This is a genomic window from Allostigmatella hybrida (assembly GCF_020103775.1).
Lineage (GTDB): Bacteria > Myxococcota > Myxococcia > Myxococcales > Myxococcaceae > Hyalangium > Hyalangium aurantiaca.
Genome location: NZ_JAHXBH010000033.1, coordinates 27697 through 52465 on the forward strand (window position 1 = coordinate 27697; position 24769 = coordinate 52465).

Annotated in this window: 20 protein-coding genes; 13 read left to right on the forward strand and 7 right to left on the reverse strand. The window is 69.1% G+C overall.

Annotated elements, in window-relative coordinates:
* Positions 1-26 precede the first annotated feature (26 nt).
* The 6 genes from KY661_RS32185 to KY661_RS32210 all read left to right on the forward strand — a co-directional run bounded on the left by KY661_RS32185 (position 27) and on the right by KY661_RS32210 (position 8633).
* Complete coding sequence (locus KY661_RS32185; RefSeq protein WP_225413845.1) at positions 27-2288, forward strand: carbohydrate-binding protein; 2262 nt, start codon at positions 27-29, stop codon at positions 2286-2288.
* Between the two features lie 128 nt (positions 2289-2416).
* Positions 2417-4318, forward strand: a complete 1902-nt coding sequence (locus KY661_RS32190) for a hypothetical protein (protein WP_225413846.1) — start codon at positions 2417-2419, stop codon at positions 4316-4318.
* A gap of 204 nt (positions 4319-4522) precedes the next feature.
* The gene (locus tag KY661_RS32195) at positions 4523-5185 is read left to right on the forward strand and encodes a jacalin family lectin (protein WP_225413847.1); all 663 of its coding nucleotides are present in this window, start codon (positions 4523-4525) and stop codon (positions 5183-5185) included.
* 147 nt (positions 5186-5332) lie between these two features.
* Entirely contained in the window at positions 5333-6190 is an 858-nt protein-coding gene (locus KY661_RS32200; RefSeq protein WP_225413848.1) for an aldo/keto reductase, read from the forward strand.
* Positions 6191-6285: 95 nt separating this feature from the next.
* Positions 6286-6468 carry a hypothetical protein gene (locus KY661_RS32205; RefSeq protein ID WP_225413849.1) on the forward strand — a complete coding sequence of 61 codons (183 nt, stop codon included), beginning with the start codon at positions 6286-6288 and terminating at the stop codon, positions 6466-6468.
* Positions 6469-7460: 992 nt separating this feature from the next.
* A complete protein-coding gene (locus KY661_RS32210) occupies positions 7461-8633 on the forward strand; it encodes an MBL fold metallo-hydrolase (RefSeq protein ID WP_225413850.1) in 1173 nt (390 codons plus the stop codon).
* 3 nt (positions 8634-8636) lie between these two features.
* On the opposite strand, the gene KY661_RS37425 is transcribed toward KY661_RS32210, so the two are convergent.
* Positions 8637-8759 carry a hypothetical protein gene (locus KY661_RS37425; protein ID WP_263437541.1) on the reverse strand — a complete coding sequence of 41 codons (123 nt, stop codon included), beginning with the start codon at positions 8757-8759 and terminating at the stop codon, positions 8637-8639.
* A 48-nt stretch (positions 8760-8807) separates the two neighbouring features.
* Between KY661_RS37425 and KY661_RS32215 the strand changes: the two genes are divergently transcribed.
* Genes KY661_RS32215 through KY661_RS32225 form a run of 3 tightly spaced genes read left to right on the forward strand, consistent with a single transcriptional unit; the run spans position 8808 to position 11965 of the window.
* On the forward strand, positions 8808-10046 hold the full coding sequence (locus tag KY661_RS32215; RefSeq protein ID WP_225413851.1) for an acyl-CoA dehydrogenase family protein: 1239 nt from the start codon (positions 8808-8810) through the stop codon (positions 10044-10046).
* A gap of 2 nt (positions 10047-10048) precedes the next feature.
* Positions 10049-10849, forward strand: coding sequence for an SDR family oxidoreductase (locus tag KY661_RS32220; protein ID WP_225413852.1), 801 nt, complete (start codon positions 10049-10051; stop codon positions 10847-10849).
* 24 nt (positions 10850-10873) lie between these two features.
* A complete protein-coding gene (locus KY661_RS32225; RefSeq protein ID WP_225413853.1) occupies positions 10874-11965 on the forward strand; it encodes a phosphotransferase family protein in 1092 nt (363 codons plus the stop codon).
* Here the strand turns inward: KY661_RS32225 and KY661_RS32230 are convergent.
* The 4 genes from KY661_RS32230 to KY661_RS32245 all read right to left on the reverse strand — a co-directional run bounded on the left by KY661_RS32230 (position 11928) and on the right by KY661_RS32245 (position 16000).
* Positions 11928-13139: a cytochrome P450 family protein gene (locus KY661_RS32230; protein WP_225413854.1), complete on the reverse strand. Its 1212-nt coding sequence runs from the start codon at positions 13137-13139 to the stop codon at positions 11928-11930. The genes KY661_RS32225 and KY661_RS32230 overlap by 38 nt on opposite strands.
* A 62-nt stretch (positions 13140-13201) precedes the next feature.
* Positions 13202-14122, reverse strand: coding sequence for a methyltransferase (locus KY661_RS32235; protein ID WP_225413855.1), 921 nt, complete (start codon positions 14120-14122; stop codon positions 13202-13204).
* Between the two features lie 82 nt (positions 14123-14204).
* Entirely contained in the window at positions 14205-15143 is a 939-nt protein-coding gene (locus KY661_RS32240; RefSeq protein WP_225413856.1) for a DMT family transporter, read from the reverse strand.
* Positions 15144-15175: 32 nt separating this feature from the next.
* On the reverse strand, positions 15176-16000 hold the full coding sequence (locus KY661_RS32245; protein ID WP_225413857.1) for a phytanoyl-CoA dioxygenase family protein: 825 nt from the start codon (positions 15998-16000) through the stop codon (positions 15176-15178).
* A 151-nt stretch (positions 16001-16151) separates the two neighbouring features.
* Between KY661_RS32245 and KY661_RS32250 the strand changes: the two genes are divergently transcribed.
* The 3 genes from KY661_RS32250 (at position 16152) to KY661_RS32260 (ending at position 21813) form a co-directional block, all read left to right on the forward strand.
* Positions 16152-19283, forward strand: a complete 3132-nt coding sequence (locus KY661_RS32250) for an ATP-binding protein (RefSeq protein ID WP_225413858.1) — start codon at positions 16152-16154, stop codon at positions 19281-19283.
* Between the two features lie 87 nt (positions 19284-19370).
* Complete coding sequence (locus tag KY661_RS32255; RefSeq protein ID WP_225413859.1) at positions 19371-20765, forward strand: MATE family efflux transporter; 1395 nt, start codon at positions 19371-19373, stop codon at positions 20763-20765.
* Positions 20758-21813, forward strand: coding sequence for a DUF6929 family protein (locus KY661_RS32260; protein WP_317987319.1), 1056 nt, complete (start codon positions 20758-20760; stop codon positions 21811-21813). The genes KY661_RS32255 and KY661_RS32260 overlap by 8 nt, the downstream gene beginning before the upstream one ends.
* Before the next feature lie 8 nt (positions 21814-21821).
* Here the strand turns inward: KY661_RS32260 and KY661_RS32265 are convergent, their stop codons facing one another.
* Positions 21822-22925, reverse strand: coding sequence for an MBL fold metallo-hydrolase (locus KY661_RS32265; RefSeq protein ID WP_225413860.1), 1104 nt, complete (start codon positions 22923-22925; stop codon positions 21822-21824).
* 82 nt (positions 22926-23007) lie between these two features.
* Here KY661_RS32265 and KY661_RS32270 point away from each other — a divergent pair, with 82 nt between their 5' ends.
* Positions 23008-24204 carry an MFS transporter gene (locus KY661_RS32270; RefSeq protein WP_225413861.1) on the forward strand — a complete coding sequence of 399 codons (1197 nt, stop codon included), beginning with the start codon at positions 23008-23010 and terminating at the stop codon, positions 24202-24204.
* Here KY661_RS32270 and KY661_RS37830 read toward each other — a convergent pair.
* Complete coding sequence (locus KY661_RS37830; protein ID WP_398577278.1) at positions 24191-24763, reverse strand: imm11 family protein; 573 nt, start codon at positions 24761-24763, stop codon at positions 24191-24193. The genes KY661_RS32270 and KY661_RS37830 overlap by 14 nt on opposite strands.
* Between the last annotated feature and the right edge of the window lie 6 nt (positions 24764-24769).

The following is a 24769-nucleotide window of genomic DNA, read 5'->3' on the forward strand; positions in this document are numbered from 1 at the left end:
ATCCTCATCTCGAAGGAGTTCCCCCAATGAAGCGAGGCTTTCCCATCCTCATGGGCCTGGCCGTCAGCGCCCCCGCGTTCGCCGCCGGCGAGACGGCCCAGGTGTGGCTCACCCGGAAGGACCTGTCCCAGGCGCTGCAACCGCAGGGCAACGTGGTCTTCGGCGCGGATGCCAGCGCTGGGCAGACCACCCTCTACGTGGACGAGAAGACCACCTACCAGACGCTGGATGGCATCGGCGCGTCGCTGACCGACTCCTCCGCCTGGCTCATCAAGAACAAGCTGAGCGCGGCCAACCAGGCCGCGGTGATGGCCAAGCTGTTTGATCCGGTCAACGGCATCGGCGTCTCCTGGCTGCGCCAGCCCATGGGGGCCTCCGACTTCTCGTCTCGCGGCAACTACTCGTATGACGACATGCCGGCCGGGCAGCGGGATGACACGAACCTGTCCCGGTTCACCCTGGCCCATGATCAGCAATACATCATCCCGCTGGTGAAACAGGCCCTGAGCCTGAATCCGAACCTCAAGGTGATGCTCTCGCCGTGGAGCGCGCCGGGGTGGATGAAGGCCAATGACTCGATGAACGGCGGGACGCTGAACACCAGCGCCTACGGCCAGTTCGCCCTGTACTTCGCCAAGACGGTGAAGGGCTACGAGGCGGCGGGCATCCCCATCTACGCGCTGACCATCCAGAACGAGCCGCTGCACCAGACCTCGGGCTACCCGACGATGTACATGACGGCCGCCGAGGCGAACAACTTCATCAAGTACAACCTGGGGCCGACGCTGGCCAACCAGGGCCTCAAGACGAAGGTGCTCGGCTATGACCACAACTGGGATCAGCCGGGCTACGTCCAGACGCTCTACGCGGACGCGTCCACGTACGGCTACCTCGCGGGCTCCGCCTGGCACTTCTACGGCGGCAACGTCGAGACGATGAGCGACATCCACTACCAGTACCCCGAGAAGGACGTCTACTTCACGGAGGGCTCCAGCGGGACGTGGCACACCAACCTCTTTGAGGCGAACATCACCAACGAGATCAACATCTTCCGCAACTGGGCGAAGACGTACACGGACTGGAACATCGCGCTCGACACGAACCGGGGTCCCACCAACGGCGGGTGCACGACGTGCTCGGGGCTGGTGACCATCAATCAGGCCACGGGCCAGGCCTCGTACACGTCCACGTATTACGCGATGGGCCACATCAGCAAGTTCGTCGTCCCGGGGGCCAAGCGCATTGCGTCCTCGGGCTTCACGAAGGGGCTGTTCAACGTCGCGTTCAAGAACCCGGACGGCTCCAAGTCGCTCATCGTCTACAACCAGAACGGCGCGAGCACGCCGTTCGCGGTGAAGTGGGGCAACGCCTCGTTCACCTACACGCTGCCGGCCACGTCCATCGCCACGTTCAAGTGGACGGGCACCCAGGCGGGTGACACGGCGATCCGCTCCGGGGACCGGCTCCTGGCCTCGTCGTACCACGAGGGGCGCGGCGTCCGGCTGGAGAGCACCACCGACGCGGGCGGGGGCCAGGCCATCGGGTTCACGTCCTCGGGCAGCTTCCTGCGGTTCGAGAACGTGGACCTGACGAACGTCACCTCCGTGAGCGCCCGCGTGGCGAACGGCGGCTCGAATGCGACGCTGGAACTGCGGACTGACAGCCCCACGGGCCCGTTGCTCGGCACCGTGGCCGCCAACGTCACGGGCGGCTGGCAGACGTGGGTGACGAACACCGCGTCCCTCACGGGGGCCTCGGGGGTGAAGGACCTCTACGTGGTGTTCCGGGGCAGCACCAACCTGAACTGGCTGCAGTTCGGCGGGGGCACCTCGCAGCCTCCCACGGGCAACCTGCTCACCAACCCGGGCTTCGAGGCGGGAACGCTGAGCGGCTGGTCGGACTGGCACCCCACGACGCAGGCCGCCGCCGCGCACCAGGTGGACTCCGACACGCCTCGCGCGAGCAGCTTCAAGCTGACGCACTACGCGGGCACGGCCTACCAGCAGACGACGCACCAGGCGGTCAGCGTGCCCAATGGCACGTACCGGGCCAGCGTGTGGGTGCGCTCGGGTGGCGGACAGACGAACCTGCGCCTGGAGGCGAGCAACCACGGCGGGGGCACCCTGTACAGCACGGACCTCAAGGGCACGGCGTCGCCCAGCACCTGGACGCAACTGACCCTCAGCAACATCCCCGTGACGACGGGCACGGTGACGATTGGCATGCACTCGAACGCGGCCGCGGGCAACTGGGCGGCGTTCGATGATGTCGAGCTGACGCGGCAGTAGGAACGGCTCGCCGGGAGTTTGCCGGTGAGACGGGCGAGAGGGGCTCGAGCCACTGCGCAAGGGCCCCTCCTCGCCAAGGCCCGGGCCTCGCGTTCGCATGCCGGATGCGCAGGCGATACAATGCTGGGATGGCTGACCATTACCTGCTGCGTGATTACGGTTATCAGGACGCCAGCGATGTCTGGCGGTGGCACCGTCCAGGCACCCGCCCTGTGACGACGACGGTCGAGCAGCGGGCATTGGATGTCTGGAATCGCCAGATCGCCAGCCACCAGGTGGCTTGGACGGACGAGCTCTCCGGGGACCGGTACTTCGTGTCGAAGACGGTCAAGGTGTACCGGTTGGCCCTGGTGGGCCATGGCAGCAGCATCGCGTACTACCTCAGCGCGATGCCGGAAGAGTTCAAGCACGCGGACACGGTCTTGTGTGGCGCCGTGGATGCCTGGGACCGCACCGTGCGGGGCGACGGGTTCATCAACCACGAATCCCAGCAGATCGCGCACTGGGGCTCGAGCACCCCCACGTTCAGCACCGATTACATGGAGCGGGCCGAGTTCGTGCGGATGAACCAGGAGGCGTTCACGCGGGCCAAGAAGGGAGGGGCGTCCGTGGTGAAGCGTGAAGTGACCGCCGTGCGGAAGCGCGGAGAGATTTTCGAGCTGGAAACGAAGGGCGGCCTGCCCATTCTGGCGGTGAAGGTCATCCTGGGGACGGGGGCGGGGCCCCACTTCGATTTCGGAAGCGAGCGCGGGCCGGTCATCTCCAAAGCGGTGATTCCCACGGAGGTCGCCAAGGCGCAGGCGGCGCTCCGGGGAAAAGTGCTTCACCTGGATGACTTCATGGTGCTCTACCCGCGCAACGCGGCGATGCATCAGGCGGTGACACACCAAGAACCCGCGCGGGACCAACTCGTCATCGTCCACGGACCCAACGCCGGCATCGACGCGGTGCAACGCGCCTGGCAGTACGGCTTCCGGGTCATCTGGCTCACGGGCTCGGAGCCACCGGTCTGGCTGGAGGGCAACCGCCTGCCCATCCATGGCGTCTGGAACCAACATAAAGACGATCCAGAGGGCCCCCTCTGGTACGTCAAGGTCGGGCGGACCCGGCCGGAGGTCCGGGCCGACGGGGAGTTCATCACCGTCACCTTCACGCCGGTGGGGAAGGACACTCCGGTGACCGTGCGGGCCAGCGCCTACGTGATTGCGCTGGGCCAGAACGCGATGGCTCCGGGGGCCATTGGTGATGTCCTCAAGCAAGGCGGCATCACCGTGAAGGAGCTGGAGCCGATTTACGACGTCAACCAGATCTTCGGACAGCCCTACCAGACCGCGCTGGGCTTGCAGACGAAGGGAACGCGGTACAACCGGGGGCTGCAAATCATCGGCGCGGCGGCCAGCTCACTCGCGGCCACGTACAAGGGACTGAAAACACCCATCGAGCATAACTACCTCGAGCAGTTCCAGCCGGGGGACAACGCCTCGATCGCCGAAGCGAAGAACATGCTGAGCGCGCTCCGGTATCTGAAGAAGAAGAAGAAGGAGACCGACACCGAGGTCGACGTGGTGGACCTGCTTGAGCATCAGGTCAACCCGGACAAGGTCCCGGAGGCGATGAAACCTCCCAAGGGCGGGAGCGTGCCAGCGCCCAATCCCTTCCGCAAGATCGGAGGGCTTGCCACGCCGCAGCGGCCGGCCACCACGGCGGTCACGTCGGTGCTGGTGTCCACGCAACTGGGCGGGGTGCGCGCGGCCATCGCCGCCATGAGAGGGCTCATGCCCAGCTACATCTACCGGGGTCAGGTGAACCTCTCGAGCGACGACCGGACGATGGTGGCGGTCTATCTCGCGCGGGAGTATCCCCATCTCACGGGGGATGATCTGGAGGAGATCGTCCAGTTCGTCATGAAGCTGCGCCGCAGCAAGGCAAGCGACGGCCTGGGCACGGTCCTGGGCTTCGATGGGGAACTAACGAAGGAAATCGAAGCGTACCTCGTGAAGCTGAACGAGAAGCGGTACTTCCAGGCCTGAGCGGCTCCCGTTCACTTCACGAGCCTGTTCGCGAAGCCCATCCCACGCCTCGTGATCGAGGCATCGGTTGCGCTGTAACCCGCTTCACCCAGGAGGCGTGAAGCGCTTCACGGTGTCGAGACGGTCTGGGTGGCACCTTGGTTCTATCAGGGGCCACACGAGGTGGCCCTTGGTGAACGGGTACACCCCATGAAGGAAACCGCCATGAACAAGACGACGTCTCTGTTGACCCTGTCCGTTGCTTGCGCTGCCCTCCTGTCTGCCTGTGGTCCCGAGGGAGAGCTGCCTCAGGGGGCCGCCTCCAGGAACACCGAGGTGGCTTCGGGCAACCAGGAGGCTCCCGAGGGAGCGGAGCTGGAGACCGGGCGGTCCAAGCTCTCCGTGACGAACAGCACGGTCACCCTCAACACGCACGGTGGCTGGGGCGGAAGCGAGGGCTCCATTGGCTGCGCACCGGGGCATGTCGCCGTCGGGATCGCTGGCAACACCGACTGGTACGTCGACCGGTTGGCGCTCATCTGCGCGTACCTGAACCCGGATGGGACCCTGGGAGCCCCGTACAACACCACGGGCTTCGGTGGTTCGGGCGGTGCTTACTTCTGGAACAAGTGCCCGGAGGATCAAGCCGTGGTGGGATTCCACGGCAACGCTACCGGTTATGTGGACCGGCTCGGTGTCTACTGCGCCGGCATCAGCAGTTGGCGCACTTCGAACGCGGTGCAGCACACCATCGCAGCGGTGGGTGGCAGCGGGGGGATCGGCTTCAGTGAACTCGCCCCCACCGCCCACGTGGTGACGTCGCTCAAGCTGCGTGGCGGCTGGTACGTCGATCAGATCCAAGGCATCGCCTCCTACATCGCCCCGTAGTCCGTCCCACCGGCTCGCGGGTTCTGGCTGGCCCAGAACCCCCGAAGTTTACGGATTCAGCACAGAAGCCCGTCTCCCAAGCGGGTGTAGAGGAGGCAAGGCGGGCTTGCCGTATTACGGTGTGCTCCCACTCTGGGGAGGTTCGCCATGTCCGCCACCGCTTCACTTCCCGCCGCCGCCGCCGGAACCTTCCGTCTCGGTGACACGGTCATCCACCGCATGGGCTTCGGGGCCATGCGCATCACCGGCCAGGGCATCTGGGGCGAGCCCCGGGACCTGGAGGAGTCCCGGCGGGTGCTCCGCCGCGCGGTGGAACTGGGCATCCAGCTCATCGACACGGCGGACTCCTACGGGCCCGAGGTGTCCGAGCGCATCATCGGCGAAACGCTCCACCCGTACGCGAAGGGACTGCTCATCGCCACCAAGGGAGGGCTGACCCGGAGCGGGCCGGGCGCCTGGCACGCCAACTGCCATCCGGAGCACCTCACGAAGGCGCTGGAGGGGAGCCTGCGGCGGCTGCGCGTGGAACGCATCGACGTGTACCAGTTGCACACGGTGGATCCGCAGGTGCCGTTCGAGGAGTCGGTGGGCGCCCTGGCGCGGCTGCGCGAGCAGGGGAAGATCCGCCACGTGGCGCTCTCGAACGTCTCGGTGGAGCAGCTCCGGCAAGCGCGGAAGATCGTCCCCATCGTCTCGGTGCAGAACCGCTACAACCTGACGAACCGGCGCAGCGAGGACGTGCTGGAGGAGTGCGAGAAGGAGGGCATCGGCTTCCTGCCCTGGTCTCCGCTCTCCGCGAGCGCCCTGGCCACGGAAGGCAGCCCGCTCCTCCAAGCGGCGAAGCGGCACCACGTCACGCCAGGACAGCTCGCGCTCGCGTGGCTGCTGCACCGCTCACCGGTGATGCTGCCCATTTCTGGCACCTCCTCCGTGAAGCACCTGGAGGAGAATACGGCGGCGGCAGCGGTGAAGCTGACGCCCGAGGAAGTCCGCGCGTTGGAGTAGAAGACCGTGGCATGGACGCTGGGTAGGCCGTGCTGGTAGGTTGAATCGCTGCGGATGGGAGGGGACGCATGCGGTGTTTCCGGTCAGGAGTGGCCGTGCTTTCGGTCATGGCAATGACGGGCTGTCCTTCTGAGTTCGGCAAGGACGGACGTGTCTCCAAAGCAATTCACAAGGACACGGTGGACCTCGCCATCAAGCGCTGCTCGAAAGCGAGAATCGAGGAGGTCTGCGGCAAGGGAAAGCAACACACGCCGGAGTGCAGGGATTGCCTCAATTGAACTGGCGCACGGTGGTGAAGGGCTGCGCGGGCATGGTGTTGCCGCTGCCATTCGTGTTGCTGCTCTGGGGAGTACTCCGGCCGGGTGTGCCCGTCGATGCATCCGTGAAAGAGCACATCAGCCCCATGCTGAGTCACGAACAGCGCATGCGGTTGACGGCCTACCGGCACGAGTGCGCGTCAGGTGCCGAGTGTGAGCCGCCGCTGGGTTGCCTGTACGAGTCGCGGTACAAGCAAGCGTACTGCACCGACAGCCAGTGCATGACGGATGAGCAGTGCCCCGAAGAGCACGTTTGCCGTCCTCTCGCGACGAAGGAGCATGGGCCGTGGGTGCGCATCTGCATTCCCATGGGCGTCCGGCAGGAAGGAGAAAACTGCGAGCCAGCACCCAAAGACAAAGGAGATGCCTGCGCGGCCGGGCTGGAGTGCATCGGCCGTGATGACCACTGGTGCGCCCGGCCGTGCCATCAGGAGAGTCAAGCGGCAACGTGCCCCGATGGCTTTCTCTGTGCGGACACCGGACTTCGCCCCGCGTGCTTGCCTACCTGCGAAAAGCAGGGTTGCCCCAAAGGCCAGCATTGCGTCCAGTTCAACGAGGGCGCCTCGGTGTGCGCACGCGCATATGGTCCCAATTGCCAGCAATCTGCTTGCCCTGAGGGCCGCGACTGCTGGGTGCTCACGAAGCCGCCACACCCTGGGACGGTGTGGATGGAATGCATCGAGCGGTGTGGTGAGGGATTCCCTGCGTGTAGCACTGGCAAGGTTTGCGACGTCTGGCTGTGTCTGCCGGAATGCCATCCGCAGGCCCCTGGCGCATGCGCAGAGGGCTACCGGTGCACACAACCCGAACCGGACAGGCCGTTCGCATGCCGTCCTGACTGGTAGGCTCCTGTCCTGGCATCGCACTCAAGGTTTTGCACTCCGCCCGATGGCCACAGCCGGTTGACAGGTGGCGTGGCCGGGGGCTCAGATCTGCATCCCAGGAGGCGTGGAATGCGGATCGTTCACCGGTGGCTCATGGGAGGGGCATGTGGGCTGGGCCTCTTCTTGAGTGGCTGCCCCTCACCGACCACGGGGTTGAACATCCACTCCCCGGACGAGACCCTGACCGCCCTGGGAGGGGCGGTGGAAGTGCAGTACCTCGGCGTAGGGGGCTACCTGGTCCGGCGGGGAGAAGACGCCCTGCTCTTCGCGCCCTCGTTCACCACCCCTGGCTTCTCGAAGCTCCACCCCGCGGCGGAAATCCAGAGCGATGAGGCGCTCGTCCAGCGCTGCCTGGAGCAGAAGGCGGGGGCGAAGCTGGAGGATGTGGAGTTCATCCTGGTGGGGCATGCGCATTACGACCACCTGCTGGATGTCCCCGCGGTCATGAAGCACCACGCGCCCCGGGCGATCACCCTGGGCTCCCGGACGACGCGCCACATCCTCGCGGGCGCGGACCTCTCCCGCCGCACGCTCGTGGTGGACGAGTGCGCCGCTGGGAGAGACGGACGCGCGGGGCGGTGGATCTACAACGCGAGGCGCACGGTCCGCGTCCTGGCGATCGAGTCCGAGCACTCCCCTCACGTGGGGAACTACAAGCTCATGGGCGGCCACTACCTGACCGACCGCAAGGAGCTGCCGCGCAGGGCCTTCGACTGGAAGGAGGGCCAGACCTACGCCTACCTCGTGGACTTCCTGCGCCCGGATGGAAGCGTGGATTTCCGCATTCACTACCAGGACGCGGCCAGCCGCGAGGGCTACGGAGACATCCCCGAGGACGTGCGGAAGGAGCATCCCTTCGTGGACCTGGCCATCACCTGTGTGGGCGCTTCCAACACGGTGGCGTCCTACCCGGGGCCGTTCCTGGAGCGGGCCAAGCCCCGGGCCATCGTGTTGGGACACTGGGAGGACTTCTTCGGCGAGCAATCTTGTGATGACAGGGACAGGGAAGCCCAGGTGGTGCGCCTGGCGAACGTCCCGGAGTTCCTGGCGCGCGTGGAGCGTCACAAGCTTCCGGAGGCCCGGGTGCTGATGCCCTTGCCCTACAGCAAGATGTCCTTTCCCCTCCTGGAATCGCCTGCCGCTCCCGTGGAAGCGCCACTCCAAGAGTGCCCGGTCCGGCCCGGGGCCTTTCCCCGGAAGGCGCCGCCCATGCGCCTGGTCCTGGACGCGTTCCCGCTGTAAGGCCTACTCGGCCGCCAGGGAGAGCAGCCCGGCGCCGGAGATGATCCGGCACGCCGCCTCATCCCGCAGGCGGGCCAGGGCCTGGCTCACCGGGACGAATCCTGAGCCCTGTTCATGGAAACACATGACCAAGATTCACTGGATTCATCCACCTGCCGGTGCGCAGGATGACCCATGGATTTCGAACCCAGCGCCAAGGCCAAGGACTATCTGGATCGCGTGAAGCGGTTCATGAACGAGCACATCCTCCCGGTGGAGAGCCGCTACTGGGAAGAGGTCCACGCGGCCCAGACGGGCGGGGACTGGCGGCGGTGGAAGGTGCCCGCGCTGATGGAGGAACTGAAGGCGCGCGCCCGGGCCGAAGGGCTGTGGAACCTGTTCCTGCCGGACGCGAAGCTCGGCGCGGGCCTGAGCACCCTGGAGTATGCGCCCATCGCGGAGGAGACGGGCCGCAGCTTCCTGGCGCCCGAGGTCTTCAACTGCAACGCCCCGGACACCGGCAACATGGAGGTGCTCTGGAAGTACGGCTCTGAAGAGCAGAAGCAGCGCTGGCTCACGCCGCTGCTGGCCGGGGACATCCGCTCGGTGTTCTGCATGACGGAGCCCGACGTGGCCTCCTCGGACGCCACCAACATGGGCGCCACCGCCCTCGTCGAGGGGGACGAGGTGGTGCTCACCGGCAAGAAGTGGTGGTCCAGCGGCCTGGGCAACCCGCGGGCGAAGGTCGCCATCTTCATGGGCCGGACGCCGGAGGCCTCGGCGGGCCGCCACCACCAGCACTCCATGGTGCTCGTGCCCCTGGACGCGCCGGGCGTCACCATCCAGCGCATGCTGCCGGTCTACGGCGACTACGACGCGCCCCACGGCCACGGCGAGGTCCACTTCGAGAACGTGCGCCTGCCCCTCTCCGCCATCATCGCGGGGCCGGGCAAGGGCTTCGAGATTGCCCAGGGCCGGCTGGGCCCGGGCCGCATCCACCACTGCATGCGCTGCATCGGCGCGGCGGAGCGGGCGCTGGAGCTGATGATCGACCGGGGCATGAGCCGCACCGCCTTTGGCAAGCCGCTGCTCAACCTGGGCGGCAACCGCGAGCGCGTCGCCGAGGCGCGCGTGGCCATCGACCAGGCACGCCTGCTGACGCTCTATGCGGCCTGGAAGCTGGACGCGGTGGGCGCGCTGGGGGCGATGAGCGAAATCTCCGCCATCAAGGTGGTGGCGCCCAACGTGCTCCAGAAGGTGGTGGATGACGCCATCCAGATTCACGGCGGGGCGGGCGTGTCGCGGGACACCCCGCTGGCGGGCTTCTTCGCCCAGGCGCGCAGCCTGCGCATCGCCGATGGACCGGACGAGGTCCACAAGGGCGTCATCGCCCGCATCGAGCTCTCCAAGCGCGGTTTTTCCAAGGGATCCTGACCATGAGCGGACAGCGGATCTTCATCACCGGAGGCGCCAGTGGGCTGGGGCGCTCGCTCGCGCTGCGCTTCGCCCGCGCGGGCTGGAAGGTGTGCATCGGGGACATCCATGAGGGGCGCGGGGCGGAGGTCCTGGCGGAGCTGGAGGCGCTGGGCGCCCAGGCCCTGTCCCTGCGCTGCGATGTCCGGCGCGAGGAGGACCTGCGCGCCGTGGCGGAGCGGCTGGAGGCGGACTGGGGCGGCGTGGACGTGGTGGTGAACAACGCGGGCGTCGCCCAGGCGGGGGCCATCGAGGACGTGCCGCTCGATGACTGGCAGTGGATCATCGACATCAACCTCCTGGGCGTGGTGCGCGGCTGCAAGGTGTTCACGCCGCTGTTCAAGCGGCAGGGCGGGGGCCACTTCGTCAACGTGGCCTCGATCGCCGGGCTGCTCGATGCGCCCATGATGAGCAGCTACAACGCCACCAAGGCCGCCGTCGTCTCGCTGTCGGAGACGCTCCAGAACGAGCTGCACTCCCACGGCATCTCCGTCAGCGTCGTCTGCCCGGCCTTCTTCAAGACGAACCTGGTGGAGTCCATGCGCGTGACGCATCCCCGGTTCCAGGCGACGGTGGGCAAGTTCTTCGCCCGCGCCAAAATCACCTCGGAGGATGTCGCCGAGGACATCTTCACGGCGGTGAAAAAGCACAGCTTCTTCGTGCTCCCGCACCGGGAAACCCGGTACATCTGGCGGCTGAAGCGCTTCCTTCCCCGGGAAGTCTATGCTCCGCTCATGAGGAGGAGCACGCGCCGGATGCGCTAGCGCACCCGGGCGCACGCCACGCCCATGTCATCCACGCCGCCCACTGACGAGGCCCGGGCCGTCCGTCCCGGAGAGGAGCTGGACCTGCCCGCCGTCGACGCCTGGCTCAAGGCCCAGGTGCCGTCGCTCGAAGGCACGCCCCAGGTCACCCAGTACTCCGGGGGGGCCTCGAACTGGACCTACCGGCTCCAGTACGCGAACAGAGACCTCATCCTGCGCCGGCCGCCGGCGGGCACCAAGGCCAAGTCCGCGCACGACATGGGGCGCGAGTTCTCGGTGCAGCAGGCGCTCAAGTCCGCCTATCCGGCCGTGCCCACCATGGTGGCGCTGTGCCAGGACCCGGCCGTCCTCGGCGCCGAGTTCTACGTGATGGAGCGCATCGCGGGCCTCATCCCGCGCTCGCGCATGCCACAGGGGCTCCAGCTCGACAAAGCGCAGACGCGCCAGCTGTGCCTCAACGTCATCGACAAGCTCATCGAGCTGCACCGGGTGGACCCGCAGGCGGTGGGGCTCTCCTCGCTGGGCAAGGGCAAGGGCTACCCCCGGCGCCAGATCGAAGGCTGGTCGGACCGCTTCGAGAAAGCCCACACCTGGAACGTGCCGCGCTTCCGGGCCGTGCGCCGCTGGCTGGAGGAGCACACCCCGGAGGACATCGCCACCTGCGTCATCCACAATGACTGGCGCTTCGACAACGTGGTGCTCGACCCCCAGCGCCCCACGGAAGTCATCGGCGTGCTGGACTGGGAGATGGCGACGCTGGGCGACCCGCTGATGGACCTGGGCAGCGCGCTGGCCTACTGGGTCCACGCGGATGACGACCTGGTGCTGCGCACCACGCGCCGCCAGCCCACGCACCTGCCCGGCATGCTCCGGCGCGAGGAGGTGGTGGCCTACTACCTGGAGCGCACGGGGCTGAAGCCCGTCAACTGGACGTTCTACGAGGTGTACGGCCTGTTCCGGCTCGCGGTCATCGTCCAGCAGATCTACTACCGCTACCACCACCGGCAGACGCGCAACCCTGCCTTCAAGCACTTCTGGGTCATCGTCAACTACCTGCACTGGCGCTGCCGGCGCCTCATCAAAAAGTCACGGGCAGCCGCTCCAGACCGTGGATGAGCAGGCTGTCGCGCCACCGCAGCGTGGCGGGGTCCACCGCGAAGCGCAGCCGGGGCAGCCGCTCCAGTAGCAGGCGGAAGGACACCCGGGCCTCCAGCAGCGCCAGCGGGGCCCCCAGGCAGAAGTGGATGCCCGAGCCGAAGGCGATGTGCCGGTTGGGCTGGCGGCCGATGTCGAAGCGCTCCGGCTCGGGGAACACGTCGCCGTCGCGGTTGGCGGACAGCAGCCCCGCCACGAGCATCTCCCCGGCGGGGATGTGCTGCCCATGGAACTCGGTGTCCTCGGTGGTGAAGCGGCTGGTGGAGTGCCGCACCGGGCCGCAGTAGCGCAGCATCTCCTCCACGGCGGAGTCGAGCAGCGCGGGCTCGGTGCGCAGCCGCTCGAGCTGCCCGGGGTGCTGGAGCAGGGCCCAGACGCCATTGCCAATGAGGTTCACCGTCGTCTCGTGGCCGGCCACCAGGATCAGGAACACCATGCTCATCAGCTCCTCGGGGGTGAGCCGGTCGCCCTGCTCCTCGGCGGCGAGCATCGCGCTGGCCAGGTCATCCTGCGGGTCGGCCCGGCGCCGGGCGAGGAAGTCCTGGAGGTAGGCCTGGAACTCCTGGGCCATGCGGCGCAGGGGCGCCAGGTCACCGTCCTTCGGCGGGGTGAGGAAGGTGGTGGTCCACTCGCGGAACCGGTCCTGGTCCTCCACGGGCACCCCCAGCAGCTCCGCGATGACGGTGATGGGCAGGGGAAAGGCAAAGGCATCCAGCAGGTCCACCTGCTCCTGCGGCTGGAGCTGGTCCAGCAACTGGCTGGCGATGGCGGTGATGCGCGGGCGCAGGGCCTCTACCCGGCGCAGGGTGAAGGCCTGCGCCACCAGCGAGCGCAGCCGGGTGTGCATGGGCGGATCCGCGCTGAGCATGTGCTGGTCCAGGTGCTTGAGCGAGCTCACCCGGAAGTACCGCCGCTGGGACTCCTTGGGGAGCTTCTGCTTGCTCTTGGCGAAGCGGGGATCCTTCAGGAAGTCCACCGCGGCCTGATACCGGCACACCACCCAGATGGGCCCCTCCATGGAGGGGTGGCGCGAGCGGGCCACGGGCGTCTCCCGCCGCATCCGGGCATACAGCGGGAAGGGATTCGCGGTGACCTCCGGAGACCACAGCTCATAGGGAACATCCGGAGTGTTCACGCGAACCTCGGCGCCAGTGGGGAGGGCCAGTGCCGGAAGCCTAGCAACGGTTCAGCGGCGCTTCACGCGGAACGGGTCGCCACGAGCGCCACCACCGCGATGCGCTCCACGTTGGCGTAGGGGCGCTTCTCCAGCTCCTCGCTGAAGACGTCGGGATCCAACTCCTCGTAATGGGCTTGCACGCCGGGCCGTTGCAGGAAGGGCAGCAGGGCGGCCTTGAGCTGATCCTCGCCGTCCACCACGGGGGTGCCGCTGTAGAGGACGAATGTGCCGCCGGGCGCCAGGCGCTCCATCGCCTCGCGCGTGAAGCGCACGGACAGCTCGATGCCATAGCTGCCCCCGCCGTGGCGGTACGTGCGCGAGCCCTCGTCCACGAGGTACGGGGGGTTGGCCATCACCAGGTCCACGTCTCCCGGAATCGCGCGCAGCCCATCGCTCCGCGTGCACTCCACGCCGGACACCCCGTTGAGCGCGGCGTTGATGCGCGAGAAGCGCAGGGCGCGCGTGCTCACGTCTGACAGGACAATCGTGTCCACCCGGCCCGCCAGGGACAGGCCTCCGGCCCCGGAGCCGCAGCCCAGGTCCACCGCGCGCCGGAAGTGCCCGGGCACGCGCGAGAGCAGCGAGGCGAAGCGGTACGTGTCGGGCCCGAAGAAGACGGAGTCTTCCGACAGGGTGGGGTAGGCATCGTGCAGGTAGAGCCCCCCGCCAAGGCTGGAGAAGCGCACCAGGCTGCGCAGCCAGCCGTTCGTCAGGTGCTCCACCATCTCCGCGCGCTCCAGCAGCTCCAGCAGGGGCTTGGGCAGCACCTCCGGCTGGAAGGGGCGGCTCCAGCCGAACACGTCCCTCACGGTGCGGGCTGCCTGGGAGGCGGGCCGCTCATTGACGCGGCGGTGGGCCTCGGGGGTCACGGTGATGAAGTGGTAGCCCGAGTCGCGCAGCGCCCGGCCCAGTTGCAGCAGCGGTTCGTCCTGGATGGTCACCCACCCAGCTTTGAGATGGGGGCAAGGCCTGTCAAGGCACGCGTGCCCGGGCTGTCCGTCAGCCGCCATCGGGCGGCGGGGCTCAGGCCGGCGCGGTCTGCCGCGAGCGCTCCGGGGCGAACTGGGCCATCGCCGCGCTGGAGAGGATGAGCGTGCCGCCGAGGATCAGCGAGGGCGTGAGGGGCTCGTGCAGCATCACCACGCCCAGCGCCACGGCCACCAGCGTGTCCAGCAGCGACATGACGCCCACCGCAGCGAGCGACACGCGCTGCAGCAGCCAGTAATAACAGCCATACGTCATCACCGTGCCGCCCAGCGCCAGGTACAGCACGGCCATCACCGCGCGCGGCGTCCAGTTCGCCGTCTGTCCCCCCTCCAGGAGGAAGGAGGCGCCCAGCAGGGGCACCGCGCTGCTCAGCGTCTGGATGAACACGAGCACCAGGGGCGGCACGTGCGCCATGTGCCGCTTCACCAGCACGTTGGCCACGGCCATGAACCCCGTGGAGACCAGGATGAGCCCTCCCCCGAGCCACACGAGGTGGGACACCTCCATCTGCCCGAGCTGCGAGTACTGCAGGGCCACCACGCCCACCACCCCCAGCCCGGCGGCGAACAGCTTGGGCGCCGTCAGCGGTTGATCCGGCATCAGCACGCGCCCCACCAGCAGCAGCCACACCGGGAAGGTGGAGAAGAGCAGCGAGGCCCAGCTCGTGGGCACCCACTGCTGGCCGACGAAGAGCAGGGCGAAGGGAATGGAGAGCTGAAGACAGCCCAGGCCCATGATGTGGCCCGTGGTGCGCCTCCCCAGCTTCATGCCCTGGGCGCGGGCGAAGGGCAGCAGGATGAGCCCCGCCACCAGCATGCGGATGCCCGCGAAGCGCAGCGGCGGCAGGTCATCCAGCCCCGCCTTCACCACGGCCCAGGTGGAACCCCACAGCAGGAAACAGGTGCAATACGCGACGGCGAGCTTGATGGGATGCGTGGCGGGCTTCGGAACCATGGGCAGCGCGGGGAGTAGCACGGGAGTTCCCTGCCTGCCCAGGAGCGGACGGCTCAAAAGCCGCGTGGTGGCAGGGCAGGCGAGCGGCGCAGCCAGTTGTCCTCGGGGTAGGTGGCCGTGCCATCGATGAGGTGGAGCGAGTAGGCGTGTCGGCTGCGCGAGGAGGTGTTGGCGCCGCTGCGGTGCGGCAACAGGCCGTGCAGCACCACCAGGGTGCCCTTCTCCACCTCCAGGGGCACCATGCCCTCCTCGGACAGTGGGGTGGCATCCAGCGTCTGGAACACCGTGCCGCCCTCGGGGGCGCGCACGAAGCGCCGCTTCAGCCCCTGGCGGTGCCCTCCGGGCTGAGCCCACAGGCAGCCGTTCTCCAGCGTGGCATCCTCCAGGGCGAACCAGAAGCCCAGGCACGTGGAGGGCTCGGTGTAGAGGAACGTCGCGTCCTGGTGGCTGGTGACTTCCCCGCCGATGTGGGGCTGCTTGAAGATGTACATGGACTGGAGGAGGAGCGGCTGCTGGAGCCCTAGCTCCGCTGCCAGCCCTGCCAGCGCGGGCGTGCGCGAGAACCGGTCAAACAGGGGATCCAGGTCGTGCAGCGCGTGGCCGATCTTGTTGATGGACTGCGCCTGCGCCTGACGCAGGGAGCCGTCGGGCAGGAAGGCGTCCTCCTCGAAGAAGAAGCGGATCTGGTCCCCCGAGGCGAGGAAGTACGCATCCGACGTGCGCCTCTGTTCGTCGGTGCTGAAGATGGACCGCGTCTCGGGCTGAAAGCCGTCCACGAGTGTTTCAGCCCGCTGTTTCAGCGCGTCACAGGCGTCGGCCGTCACGAACCGGGGAAGAACGAGAAAGCCCTGGTGCTCGAAATCGCTGGCCCGGTTCATGTCGTCTCCTGGGCGAAGGAGCGTACCAGTAGCCGACAGGGATGCCGTGGCGGAGGCCCTTATCCGACGCCCTGCGCCAGAGGGTAGGTGCCCGGATGCGGTCCCGCCACTATGTCTGGCGCAGTCTCAGCAGGGTTGGGGGGAGGTGGCCATGGGTGAGGTCTTCCTAGGTGAGGACATGACCGTGCCGGGCGCCGCGCGAGCGGCCGGGAAGGGCACGGCCGAGTCCCCGGGAAGGCATGCACCTCCCTCGGGGGTGGTGGCGCTCGTCTTCACCGAGATTCACGGCGCCACCCGGCTCTGGGAGCGGTGCGCCACGGGCATGCGCGAGGCGCTGGAGATTCACGACCGGGTGCTGCGCGCGCTGCTGGAGTCCAGCCCGGGCTACGAGGTGAAGGTGCAGGGCGGCGCCTTCATGCTCTGCTTCCCCTCGCCGGTGGACGCGGTGCGCTGGTGCCTGGAGGCGCAGCAGGCGCTCTTGGAGGCCCCCTGGCCGGAGGAACTCCTTGTGCAGCCCGAGGCGGCCGAGGAAGTGGGCCTGCGGGGCTGGGTGTACCGGGGGCCCCGGGTGCTCATGGGGGTCCACGTGGGCGAGCCCGAGTGCCGCGTCAACGCGCGGACCGGCCGGGCGGACTACTTCGGGCGCATGGTGAACACCGCGGCGCGCGTGGCGGCGGCGGGCCACGGTGGCCAGGTGCTGGTCAGTGGGCAGGCGTGGGCCCAGGTGGCCCCCGAGGCCGGGGCGCTGGGGCAGCCGGCCATCCGGCCGCTCGGCTCCTTCCGGCTACGGGGCATCGAGGATGCGGTGGCGCTGGTGGAGGTGTTGCCCGCCTCGCTGAGCGAGCGGCGGTTCGGCGCGCCCCGGGCGCCGCGCATCCGTCAGGGCAACGCGCCCGTCTCCCAGAGCGAGCTCATCGGCCGGAGCGCGGAGCTGGCGCGGCTGCGGCAGGAGCTGGGCGCGGGCGCCCGGCTCGTCACCCTGCTGGGCCCGGGGGGAATGGGCAAGACGCGGCTGGCCACCCACCTGGCGGGGCTGGAGCTGGAGTCCTGCGCCTGGATGGGCGGGGTGTGGTTGTGTGAGCTGGCGGAGGCGCGGACCGTGGAGGCGCTCTGCCTCGCCGTGGGCCAGGCCATCGGGGCGTCCCTCCCGCGCGAGGCGGAGGCGGAGGGGCTCGCGGAGCAACTGGGGCACGCGCTGGATGACTGTGGCGAGCTGCTGCTCATCCTCGACAACCTGGAGCAGGCCACCGCGCACGCCGCGGGGCTGCTGGAGCGCTGGCTCGCGCTGGCCCCGCGCGCGCGGTTCCTCGTCACCTCGCGCGAGGCGCTGGGCGTGCCCGGCGAGCGCGTGCTGGACCTGGAGCCTCTGCCCTTGCCGGAGCATGGGGAGCAGCGGCTGGAGGTGATTGCCCGCTCCGAGGCGGTGCGGCTGTTCGTCCAGCGGGCGCGGGAGTCCCGGGGCGGCTTCGAGCTGACGGCGGAGGAGGCCCCGCGCGTGGTGGACATCGTCCGGCAGCTCGACGGCAACGCCCTGGCCATCGAGCTGGCCGCGGCGCGCACGGGCGTCATGGGCGTGGGCCAGCTCCGGGACCGGCTCCCGCGCCGCTTCGAGCTCCTGCGCGGCGGGCGGCGCGACGTGTCGGCCCGGCAGGCCACGCTCCGGGGCGCCATCGACTGGTCCTGGCACCTGCTGTCCCCCGGGGAGAAGTCCGCGCTGTCGCAGTGCTCGGTGTTCCGGGGGGGCTTCACGCCCGCCGCGGCGGCCGCCGTGCTCGTGCTGCCGCCGGGCTCGCCGGGCGTGGAGGAGGTGCTCCATGCCTTGCGCTCCAAGTCGCTCCTGCGCGTCGTGGAAGGCAACGGCTCCGGTGAGCCGGAGCGCCTGGGCCTGTACGAGAGCATCCGGCAGTACGCGGCCGAGCGGCTGCTGGAGCTGAAGGGCGAGGCGGCGGTGGCCTCGCGCCACGCGGACTGGTACCTGGCGCTGGCGCGGGACGCCGCAGCCCGGGGCCAGGCCCGCGCGGGGGCGGAGGTGCTGCGCCAGCTCTCGCTGGAGCGCGAGAACCTGCTGGCCGTCTGTGATGGCTGTCTGGACGGGGCGTCCGCGGAGCCCCGGAGGCTGACCCAGGCGCTGGAGATCCTGGAAGCGCTGGAGCCCGAGGTCCTGGTCCGGGGGCCCGCCCGTCCGTTGCTCACGCGGCTGGAGCGGGTCATCACGCTGGCCGGCGCGCTCCAGGTGGCCCCCGCGTGCGTGGCCTCGGCCTGGGCGGTGCGGGGCCGGGTGCTGCTGGAGGCCGGACAGCCGGAGGCGGCCCGGAAGGACCTGGAGCAGGCCTGCGCGGCGCTCCAGGGGGTGGGCGGGGGCGCGGCGGAGAAGCGCGCGCGGGTGGACCTGTCCATCGTGGCCCGCCACCAGGGCGACGTGGCCTCCGCATGGACCTTCATCCAGCAGGCCCAGGGCCTGTCCTCGGAAGGGGACCGGTGGCTGGATGCCTATGCGATGGGACACCTGGGGCTCGTCGAGCAGGTCCGCGTGGGCGCGGAGGCGGGCCTGCCCTACCTGTGGGCGGCGCAGGCACTGTTCGAGGCCCTGGGTGATGTGACGCAAGGCGTGGCCTTCACCATCTACAGCGCGGTGGCGCTCGGGGAGCTGGGGCGCACCCCGGAGGCGGTGGACCGGGTGAGCGAGGCCATGCACCGCGCCGCCAGCGTCGGGGATCAGGTGGGCCACATCCTCGCGCGTGTGCACCTGGGGGGGATTCTCCTGGATGGGGAGCGGGCCTCGGAGGCGCGCGGCCACCTGACGGCGGCGGCGCGGATGGCCCAGCAGCTCCGGGGGCGCGGCCTGGAGGGCATGGCCCTGGGCGAGCTGGGGCGCGCGGAGCTGGCGCTGGGCGCATTGGAGGAAGCGCGCCACCGGCTCGCGGACGCGGTGTCCCTGCTCGATGGGGTGGCTCAAGGCTGGGCCCTGCGGTTCGCCGCGCACCGGGCGGCGGTGGACGCGATGCTGGGCGACGCCGAGGTGGCGCGCGAGAGCTTCGCGGCGCTGGAGGCCGCGCCCGAGTTCCAGCAGGACCCCGGGCTGCGCAAGCTCATCGTGCTCCTGCGGGCCGCCGCGGATCTGTCCGTGGCCCGCAGCCCGGGCGGCAGCGGGCTGGCGCGGCAGGCCTGGGCGTCCTCGTGGCGGCTGCTGGAAGAGGCCCGGAAGACGCCCGTGACGGGCAGCTCCTCCCACCTGCGCGGCGCGCTGTCCTGGCTGGAGCGGATGCTGTCCCAGCCGCCCTGAATCTAATGAGTACATACGAACTCACGGACGGAGCGCCCCTTGGGGGAGGCTCGACAGCGCCCCGGGAGCGTGAGAGGACAGCGGGCCATGTTGGATGGACACGCGGGTGGACTCACAGGACAGCCGCAGCTGGGGTTGTTCCGGTTGACCTGGCCTATCTTCTTGGAGTTCCTCCTCTTCATGCTGATGGGCACGGCGGACACGCTGATGCTCAGCGGTGTGTCCGACGACGCCGTGGCGGCGGTGGGCGTCGTCAATCAGTTCCTCTTCATCTGCATCCTCATCATGGAGGTGGTGAGCAACGGCGCCTCCATCGTCGTGGCCCAGTACATCGGAGCGCGGAGGACGGAGGAGGCCTCGCGGATCGCCGCGCTCTCCATCACGCTGAACTTCCTGCTGGGCGCGGCGGTGAGCGCGGGCCTGCTGCTGGGCGGCAACGCCATCCTGGGCCAGATGAACCTGCACGGGCTGGTGCTGGAGCAGGCGCGCACGTACATGGGCATCACCGGCGGGTTCATCTTCCTGCAAGCCCTCATCAACATCTTCGCCAGCCTGCTGCGCACGTATGGGTTCACCAAGGAGTCGATGTTCGTCTCGCTGGGGATGAACATCTTTCACGTGCTGGGCAATTATGCGCTGGTGTTCGGCCACTTCGGCCTGCCGCGCATGGAGGTGCAGGGCGCGGCGATCTCCACGGTGCTCAGCCGCGCCGTGGCGCTCGCGGTGTTCATCTGGATGCTCTACCGGGTGATGGAGATCCGCATGCGCGTGCGCGACTACGTGCGCTTCTCGCGCGAGTACATCCGCAAGATTCTGAAGGTGGGCGTGCCCTCCGCCGTCGAGCAGGTGATGTACCACTGCTGCCAGACGGTGTTCCTGTACTACGTCACCTTCCTGGGGCCCGTGGCGCTGTCGTCCCGGCAGTACGCGTTCGCGATCTCCCAGTACGTCTTCCTGTTCAGCCTGGCCATCGGGATGGGCACCTCCATCGTGATTGGCAGGCTGGTGGGGGCCAACCGGCCGGACGACGCCTACCGCCGGGCGCTGGAGAGCCTGAAGTGGAGCCTGGCCATCACCGTGCTGGTGGATGTGGCCGCCATCCTGGTCCGCGAGCCGCTGATTGGCCTGTTCACCGCCAACGCCGACATCATCCAACTGACTTCGCAGATCATCGTCCTGAGCCTCCTCCTGGAGTCCGGGCGGTCCTTCAACCTCGTGCTGGTCAATGCCCTGCGCGCCGCGGGGGACGCCACGTTCACCGTCTACGCGGGCTTCGGCTCCATGGTCTGCCTGAGCCTGTCCCTGGGTTACTTCCTGGTCTTCCGCATGAACATGGGGCTCGCGGGGGTGTGGCTGGCCATCGCGGCGGATGAGTGGGTGCGCGGCATCGTCATGTGGCTGCGGTGGCGCAGCCGCGCCTGGGAGAAGCAGTCCCTGGTCCACCCGGCCGAGCCCGCGCCGGTCCTGGTGCTCGGTGGCTAAGCCCCTGGGGACAGGCCTCCTCGGCGCCGTGCTGCTCGCGCTGGGCTGCGGGTGCGCGGCCTCGGGGCGCGCGGGCGTCCAGGCGTTTCCCGGGCAGGTGGCCGCGGCCACGCAGGGCGTGCTGCCCGCCCCCCGCCGGGTGTTGACGCTGGAGGCCTCCGAGGAGACGGAGGGCCCCGCCCACGTGTCCGCCGCGAGCGGCCTCGTGCGGGCCGGGCAGTGGATTCACGTCGTCGCGGATGACTCGCTGTTCCTCGCCACGTTCCCCGCCGAGGGGGAGGCCCCTGGCCGGCTCCTGCGCCTGTTTCCGGGAACGCTGCCGGCGGCACCCAAGGAGCGCAAGGCGCTCAAGCCCGATCTGGAGGCGCTGTGCCTGCTGGAGGGCGTGCCGGAGGCGCCGCACGGGGCCGTGCTGGCGGTGCCCTCCGGGAGCACGCCGGAGCGAAGGCGGGGGGCCCTCGTCCCGCTGGAGGCGGACGGGGCGCTGGGCGGGCCTGTGCGGGAGGTGGACTTCACGCCCCTGTACGCGCGGCTGGCACGGGAGCTGGGCGAGCTCAACGTGGAGGGCGCGGCGCTGGCGGGAAGCCGGCTGTGGCTGCTCAACCGGGGCAACGGAGACAAGGGGCAGGACGCTGTGGTGGCGCTGGACGCGGGCGCGGTGCTGCGCGCACTGGGCGCCGGGCAGCCGCCTCCCGCGGACAGTGTCCTCACCGTGCGCCGCTGGAAGCTGGGCCGGGTGGGCACCGTGCCGCTCTCCTTCTCGGATGCCGCGCCGCTCCCGGATGGACGCCTCGTCTTCACGGCCGCCGCGGAGGCCTCGCAGGGCTCCTATCTGGATGGCGAGGTGGTGGGCTCGGCGCTGGGGGTGCTGTCCCCGGAGGGCGAGCCCCTGCTGCTCAAGCACGTGAAGACGAAGGTGAAGCTGGAGGGCGTGGCGGCGTGGCCCACGCCCGAGGGGCTCCACCTGCTGCTCGTGTCGGACGCGGACGACCCCACCGTGGCCGCGCCCCTGTTCGAGACGCTGCTGCTGGACACGGAGGCCCGGTAGGGCACAGGTCAGCCCGTGCGGCGGACCTCTTCCGCGAGCGGGGGCGGCGCCGCCTGGGGGGCGGGGGACAGCCGCCACCAGGGCTCCACGCACTCGAACCGGCGGGGCTCGACCGGGGCGCCGGCGCGGGGCATCACGAGCTGAACGCGCTGCGTGTCCGCGAGCCGCACGAGCGTCTCCGCCGGCTCATCCCACGCGTGAATGGCGAGGTTGAAGGTGCCCCAGTGCACCGGCAGGAAGGCACCGCCGCCGAGCAGCTCCAGCGCCTTCAGGGCGTTCTCCGGGCCCAGGTGGATGTCTCCCCAGGCCGGGTGATAGGCGCCCACCTCCAGCATCACGAGATCGAACGGCCCGAGCCGCTGGCGGATCTCGCCGTACTCCGGCGTGAGGCCCGTGTCGCCACTGAAGAAGACCTTGTGCTTCGGGCTCTGCACGGCGAACGAGGACCAGAGGGTGCGGTTGCGGTCCCCCAGGCCCCGGCCGGAGAAGTGCTGGGAGGGCGCGGCGGTGATGCGCAGCTCGCTCTGGGGAATGGGCGCGGACTCCCACCAGTCCAGCTCGGTGATGCGCTCGGGAGGGATGCCCCAGGACTCCAGGTGCGCGCCCACGCCGAGCGAGGTGAAGAAGGGAACGTCCGTCAGCGCCAACTCGAGCAGCGTGGGGCGGTCGAGGTGGTCATAGTGGTCATGCGAGATGATGACCGCGTCCAGGCGCGGCAACTGCGAGAGCCGCACCGGCATGGGCTGGAAGCGCTTGGGCCCCATGAAGGAGGAGGGCGAGGCGCGCTCGCCCCAGACGGGATCCGTGAGCACGCGGGTGCCGTCGATTTCGAGCAGCACCGTGGAGTGCCCGAGCCAAGTGGCCCGGAGGCCCGTCCCGGCGGGCGTGGCCCAGGTGGCGAGCGGGCTCTCGGAAGGAAGGAGCCCGGGGGGCGTGCGGGCCTGTCCGCCCAGGAAATACTCGCCCATGGTCGAGAAGGCGGTGCCGCGCTTGAGGCCAGAGGCCACGTTCGCGGTGTTCTGGAATGTTCCATCCCGGAACCGAGGGGAGGCCTGCATGCGTTCGAGGCGGAGGCCCTGGGCCTTGCCTCCGAAGATGGAACCCTTGGACATGCCCGGAACCTTAACGCCCCGGTTTCCGGGGTGCCATGGTAGTGGCGGCGCTTGAGAACGCACGGAAGGGCAGGTGCTCGGAATGGGTGAGCCCAAGGGGCAGGCGGCAGGGCTGAGCGCGGGGCAGGTGTGGCTGATGGCGGTGGCGGCGGGGGTGGCGGTGGCTAACCTCTATTACAACCAGCCCCTGCTGGGAGACATCGGCCGGGAGTGGGGTGCCGCGGGGCGCGCGCTGGGCTGGGTGCCCACGCTGACGCAGGTGGGCTACGCGCTGGGCATGTTGCTCATCGTGCCGCTGGGGGACAGCCTGGAGCGGCGGCGCATCATCGTCACGATGACGCTGCTGTCCATGCTGTCGATGGTGGGCATGGCGTCGTCCCAGAGCCTGGCGTGGATGGTGGGGGCGAGCTTCGCGGTGGGACTCACCACCGTCATTCCCCAGCTGCTGATCCCCTTTGCGGCGCACTTGGCGGCGCCGTCCGAGCAGGGGAAGGTGGTGGGCATGGTGATGAGCGGCCTGCTCGTGGGCATCCTCCTGTCGCGCACGGCGGCGGGCGTGGTGGGCACGCACCTGGGCTGGCGGGCGATGTTCTGGATCGGCGCGGGGCTGATGCTGGTGCTGGCGGGGGTGCTGCGGTGGCGGTTGCCGGTGCAGCCCGCGGCGGAGGTGCTCTCCTATCCCGCGCTGCTGAAGTCCCTGGTGAGCCTCGCGCGGGAGGAGCCGGTGCTGCGCCTGCACGCGCTGCTGGGGGCGCTCACGTTCGGTGCGTTCGGGGCCTTCTGGGCGACGCTGGCGCTCTACCTTCAGAGCATGCCGGGACACTACGGCGCCCAGGTGGCGGGGCTCTTCGGGCTGGTGGGGGTGGCGGGGGCGCTCGCGGCGCCGCTGGTGGGCCGCTATGCGGACGTGCGGGGAGACCGGAAGATCAACGCGCTGGCCATCGGGGTGTTGCTGGCCTCGTTCGGGGTGCTGTGGTGGGGACGGGAGTGGCTGTGGGCCATCGGGCTGGGGGTCATCCTGTTGGATCTCGGCGCTCAGTCGAACCACATCTCCAACCAGACGCGCGTGTATGCGCTGCGCCCGGCGGCCCGGAGCCGGCTCAACACGCTCTACATGGTGACGTACTTCGCGGGCGGGGCGAGTGGGTCCTACGTGGGAACGGCGGCCTGGACGCACTTCGGCTGGGCGGGGGTGTGCGGCGTGGGCGCGGGCCTGTCCCTCTCGGCGCTCCTGGTGCTGGGGGTGGGCGCCCTCCGGAAGGCTTCTACACCTGCTTGAACTTCGTCCCCGTGGCTCCGATGCGCTCCAAGGCCTCCTTGATCTCCTCGGAGACGATGAGGGCGATGGTCCAGCCCCAGGTGCGGAAGACCTTGGCATCCCCCACCTTCGAGGGGTCAATGCGCATGCCAGCCACGGCGCGGTACTTGCCGGTCTTCTCCGGTCTCCCATCTTCTGGCATCCAATACTCCACTTCCTCGGACGCTCGATCGTCGATGCACTTCACCAGCCGGGTGACGTTCACCAGGAAGAAGGGATCTGGCTGGTCCTCGACCTCGATAGGGAAAAGTTGGACATCCTCTGGGGCGAATTCCCTCAGAAGTGAAGCCACTCTGGCGTGGACAATCGGAATGGCCCCCGCATCAGCGAGCGAAAAGTCGAGCGCCTTGCCAGGACGATAGAGGGAGACGCGCAAAGGGCCCTTGACCTGAGCAAGCCCTCCTCGCGTGAACAGCCAAGACCCATGCTCCTGTCCTGCTGCATCGGTGGGCGTGCCCAGGTACCACCGGCCGGCAATGTGAACGTCATCGGAGAGATCAAAGTACCGCTTCGCCATCATCGGCCT

Bases quoted from the DNA above. Each gene is read 5' to 3' on its own strand.
- KY661_RS32185 (WP_225413845.1), top strand. From the start codon at position 27: ATGAAGCGAGGCTTTCCCATCCTCATGGGCCTGGCCGTCAGCGCCCCC.
- KY661_RS32190 (WP_225413846.1), top strand. From the start codon at position 2,417: ATGGCTGACCATTACCTGCTGCGTGATTACGGTTATCAGGACGCCAGC.
- KY661_RS32195 (WP_225413847.1), top strand. From the start codon at position 4,523: ATGAACAAGACGACGTCTCTGTTGACCCTGTCCGTTGCTTGCGCTGCC.
- KY661_RS32200 (WP_225413848.1), top strand. From the start codon at position 5,333: ATGTCCGCCACCGCTTCACTTCCCGCCGCCGCCGCCGGAACCTTCCGT.
- KY661_RS32210 (WP_225413850.1), top strand. From the start codon at position 7,461: ATGCGGATCGTTCACCGGTGGCTCATGGGAGGGGCATGTGGGCTGGGC.
- KY661_RS37425 (WP_263437541.1), bottom strand. From the start codon at position 8,759: ATGTGTTTCCATGAACAGGGCTCAGGATTCGTCCCGGTGAGCCAGGCC.
- KY661_RS32215 (WP_225413851.1), top strand. From the start codon at position 8,808: ATGGATTTCGAACCCAGCGCCAAGGCCAAGGACTATCTGGATCGCGTG.
- KY661_RS32220 (WP_225413852.1), top strand. From the start codon at position 10,049: ATGAGCGGACAGCGGATCTTCATCACCGGAGGCGCCAGTGGGCTGGGG.
- KY661_RS32225 (WP_225413853.1), top strand. From the start codon at position 10,874: ATGTCATCCACGCCGCCCACTGACGAGGCCCGGGCCGTCCGTCCCGGA.
- KY661_RS32245 (WP_225413857.1), bottom strand. From the start codon at position 16,000: ATGAACCGGGCCAGCGATTTCGAGCACCAGGGCTTTCTCGTTCTTCCC.
- KY661_RS32250 (WP_225413858.1), top strand. From the start codon at position 16,152: ATGGGTGAGGTCTTCCTAGGTGAGGACATGACCGTGCCGGGCGCCGCG.
- KY661_RS32255 (WP_225413859.1), top strand. From the start codon at position 19,371: ATGTTGGATGGACACGCGGGTGGACTCACAGGACAGCCGCAGCTGGGG.
- KY661_RS32265 (WP_225413860.1), bottom strand. From the start codon at position 22,925: ATGTCCAAGGGTTCCATCTTCGGAGGCAAGGCCCAGGGCCTCCGCCTC.
- KY661_RS32270 (WP_225413861.1), top strand. From the start codon at position 23,008: ATGGGTGAGCCCAAGGGGCAGGCGGCAGGGCTGAGCGCGGGGCAGGTG.
- KY661_RS37830 (WP_398577278.1), bottom strand. From the start codon at position 24,763: ATGATGGCGAAGCGGTACTTTGATCTCTCCGATGACGTTCACATTGCC.